The sequence below is a fragment of the Tessaracoccus bendigoensis DSM 12906 genome (genome assembly GCF_900141915.1).
Lineage (GTDB): Bacteria > Actinomycetota > Actinomycetes > Propionibacteriales > Propionibacteriaceae > Arachnia > Arachnia bendigoensis.
Window position 1 is genome coordinate 1 of record NZ_FQZG01000132.1, and the last position, 3,657, is coordinate 3,657.

At 65.6% G+C, this 3,657-nt stretch carries 4 protein-coding genes and 1 pseudogene; all 5 read left to right on the forward strand.

Annotated elements, in window-relative coordinates:
• Positions 1-350 precede the first annotated feature (350 nt).
• Positions 351-635, forward strand: a pseudogene (locus BUC15_RS21340) (MucR family transcriptional regulator); the annotation flags it as partial.
• A 48-nt stretch (positions 636-683) separates the two neighbouring features.
• On the forward strand, positions 684-965 hold the full coding sequence (locus BUC15_RS20930) for a hypothetical protein (RefSeq protein ID WP_245788042.1): 282 nt from the start codon (positions 684-686) through the stop codon (positions 963-965).
• Between the two features lie 312 nt (positions 966-1,277).
• A complete protein-coding gene (locus tag BUC15_RS18580; protein WP_073191550.1) occupies positions 1,278-2,054 on the forward strand; it encodes a hypothetical protein in 777 nt (258 codons plus the stop codon).
• Positions 2,055-2,370: 316 nt separating this feature from the next.
• Positions 2,371-2,832 (forward strand): hypothetical protein, encoded by a 462-nt coding sequence (locus tag BUC15_RS18585; RefSeq protein WP_139280366.1) that lies wholly within the window; start codon positions 2,371-2,373, stop codon positions 2,830-2,832.
• 386 nt (positions 2,833-3,218) lie between these two features.
• Positions 3,219-3,425: a hypothetical protein gene (locus tag BUC15_RS18590; RefSeq protein WP_073191556.1), complete on the forward strand. Its 207-nt coding sequence runs from the start codon at positions 3,219-3,221 to the stop codon at positions 3,423-3,425.
• The last annotated feature ends 232 nt before the right edge of the window (positions 3,426-3,657 follow it).

The following is a 3,657-nucleotide window of genomic DNA, read 5'->3' on the forward strand; positions in this document are numbered from 1 at the left end:
CGGATCTTGTAGAACACCGCCCGACTGATCTGGTGCCGCTCGCAGAAGCGCGTGACCGCACCCCGCTCGGCATCATCGGGCCAGTTCGCGATCGCCCACCGCACGTCGGCAGGCACGTGGTTGAAGTCCATGCCCAAACCCCACACCCGCACCCAGTGCCCACGATGTCGTGAGACTCACTGTGCACGATGTCCCGAGACAGAACCGTCCACGATCTCGTGAGACTTCACACCTACATCGGAGTTACACCGGAAAACGTACAGTCCCTCGCGGGGGCAACTGATGGAGGCGTGGAGGGCCCTTGCAGTGGCTAGTCTCTAGGCGTGTCGCGGTGTGGGGCGTTCGGGTGCATGACGCTGACGGCTGGTCCGCTGTGTGTTTTCCATGCGAGGAGGGTCAAGCGGGGTTTGGGGCTGCCGACCGCGGCCGATCTGAGGGTTGGGGATCCGAGTGGCCGTGGCGTGTGGGGGAGGGTGGATCGCACCGCCGAGGGGGTCTTGTGTCATGAGTGTGGGCAGCGGTTCGCCAGTCTCGGGATCCATCTGGCCCGTTCCCATGAGCTCACGGTCCGGGTGTATCGGGATCGGCACGGGATCGCTGATGAGGAGTCTTTGGCGGTCGTGTCGGCGGGTAGGCCGCGGCGTCGTGCGCATCCGTGTGGGCGTTGCGGGACGATTCTGACGGTGCCGGGGAAGCTGTGTGACGACTGCCGCGTCGCGCGCCAGGCTGAGCTTGAGAACCGCCAGACGGCTCTGGCGGAGCCGAGACCGGTCAAGGTGCGGTGGCGGCGCCTGACCGGCGAGGAACGCGACGCGCTGTTGCGGGCGGCCGAGGAGATGGGGTCGTTGATCGCGTCGCTGCAGCGGAGCCGGGTCACATCGGCGGAGATCGCCGCAGTCCTGGGCCGAAGCCAGAAATGGATGGCGCGCACCCATCCCCGCCCCGACTGGGGAACCCCAGGCTGAGGACCGTAACCCGTGTTGTGCACAGCGTTGTCCACCGCGGTGGGTGAAACGATCACAACACCAGGGGCACCCGGGACAGTGGGCGTCGGCGAGGCTGAGAGACCCGCAGAAGCACGTGGCACCACCCCTAGCTGCATGCCTTGGAGCGTGGCTGTCCAGCGGCCTGGTGAAGTTTCGGGGGTAGGTTCATCGCCCGTAGTCAGACGCTGAATCGGGGTCGCGTACCCCTCGTGGGGCGGGGTGTGGGGGTAGGGAACGGGAGAGGTGCCCGCGGGAGGTTCATCGCGAACCAACCGCGAAAGGACCCCTGCGATGAGCGTGCGCGCCGCCCTCCATCTCGACCCTCTACTTCAGGCCGCCGACGACACCTGGCCGCATTGGACCAGGGACGAGCCCCTGCTGACCCGGTTCGCCTCGCACCGGGAGGTCGCGCAGTGGCGGATGGATGATGTCGACTGGCAGGAGGACCGGGAGATGTTCCTCGCGTTGGGTCGGCTGACGTTGGTGGAGGAGTCACGGACCGCCGCGACAGCGGTACTGGTGTTCCTGGTGCTGCCCGCATGTGAGGCCACCGTCATGCGGCGGGCCTCCATGACCCCTGACGTGAGGCATCTGGAGGATGTGGCTGCTGGCTATCTGTGGAGCGAGGTGGCGCAGTATCCGTGGGACGATCCGATGAAGGGCTGGATCCCGCAGGGGGTCGCCCGTCGCGTCGGTCGGGCGATCGACCGCGACTTCGGCTGGGGAGAGACGGCGGAGCGGATCTGGCGGGATCGGGCCACGCTGGACTTCGAAGCGGTGGAGCGCCTCAATCATCGCGGGGCGTACATGAGGCCACTGCACACCACCGACCTGTACTGGTGGGCGGTGACCGAGGCGGGGCTCAGCAGGGAGGATATGGATCTGCTGGTCGCGCTGGCGGTCACCGCCCACGAGGACGGGATCTCGTCGCGGTCCAGCGCGGGTATCACCGCCCGCTCCGCGTGTGTGCAGCTGGTCCAGCCCGGGCAAACCGTCGACCAGCTGCAGTACCGCGCCAGGAAAGCGTTGACGGTCCTCCGCGAAGCAGCCCGCAGCACCGCCGCCTGACCCATTCGACGGTCTGCCAGCGCACATCGAGGACTGCACACCGACCCTGAGTTCCCCGACACTGGTCGCCGCTCGAATCGGGTGAGGCGAGTCGGTGATCGATCTGTTGGAGATGATCTAGACCATGAGCCCACGACGTGCAGCGGTAGTAGCCGTGACCATGACCGCCTTGAGTGCACTCTTGGCAGGGTGCGCCGCTGAGGGTCAGCCCACCACCCAGAGTCCCGCCGCGTCCCCGACGCCTGTCACCTCCAGTGCACTGCCGACCCCTGATCAGTCTCTGACCCCTGACCAGTCTCCGAGCGCGGAGTTGTCGGTGAGCCAGTGGTTTCCCGATCAGCCGGCGGGTGAATCTGGCGTGCAGGCTGAGATCCGCGCCGCCTGGGAAACCCACGAGATCACCATGGACGAGTTCGCCCGGAATCCCGACCTGACCGATCTGACGGAGATCCAGCTCGTCAGCACGGGTCAGGAAGCCACCGATTCGGTCGCTGGAATCGTTCGGCTTCGGAACAACAACCTGATCCGCAAGGGGTATGTGATCTTCCGTGACGCGGTGATCGCTGAGCCGACCACCGACACCGATGGAGTCACCACCTCGGAAATCAACTACTGCTTCGACCCAGCACACTTGCAGACCGTCGACATCGACACCGGCCAGCCCGGCGAGAGCGTCATCCAGCCCGATCAGACGATGAAGGTCATGGTCCTCATGGAGCAGATGCCCGACGGGAGTTGGCGGGCGGCGCTGTCGGAGACCGAATTGGCTCCGTGCTGAGAGGCTTCGATCACGGGCGGCCTCTTCCTCCACTGCTGCTGGCGGCATGACGCCAGGGTCACCAGATTGTTCCTAGGGCGTTCGTGATGGAGTGCCCACTCCGGGTCGGTGCCTGACGCCGGCTCACCGGGCATTGCTGCTGCGCTCTGAACACTCCGGCCCGCACGACGTCGCTGGCTTGCCCCGCCCCGCCGGCCCTTCAGCAGGAATCCTGCCTGCACCTCCCACGGTCAAGCAGCCGCTGGTTAGCCGGCCTCCCCTCCTGCCCGGCACGTAGGGGCTCCCTGTCTGCGTGGAGTCGCTGGAACTTGTTTACGCGCTGGCCGGGATTGGACCGGGTTCATAGGGGGCAGGACAGCACGAGGACAGCGAAAGGGGCCACGGAGATGTCGGATGAGGAGACGCAGCAGCTGATCGTTGCTGCGAAGGGCGAGGCGGAGGCCTGCGACCAGTTGGTGTTCTGGACCCAGCAGCTGCAGCACGCTCTGGATGCCCGCCGTCAGTTGCTGGATGTTCCGCCGGAGGAGCTGAACCTGAATCCGTGGACCGGTGGGTGGTGGTGCGGCGGGTCGGAGTGTGAGAGTGCCTTCTGAGTAGGGATAATCGGGAGTGTTGACGTCCTGATCTACCGCACACAAAAGGCACTGATAGTGAAGCTACACCATGTTTGGAGCAAGGCCACCCCGATCTTCGATGATGAGAACCTGATCTCGTGTGCTGGGTTGGTGCCGGTGGTGAGTTTGGCGGAGCAAACAGGCTTGTCAGAACTGGTTGCCGAGAAGGTACGGTTCAAGACCTGCCGGGTGAAATCGGCCGGGTCGAACC

Bases quoted from the DNA above. Each gene is read 5' to 3' on its own strand.
- BUC15_RS18580 (WP_073191550.1), top strand. From the start codon at position 1,278: ATGAGCGTGCGCGCCGCCCTCCATCTCGACCCTCTACTTCAGGCCGCC.
- BUC15_RS18590 (WP_073191556.1), top strand. From the start codon at position 3,219: ATGTCGGATGAGGAGACGCAGCAGCTGATCGTTGCTGCGAAGGGCGAG.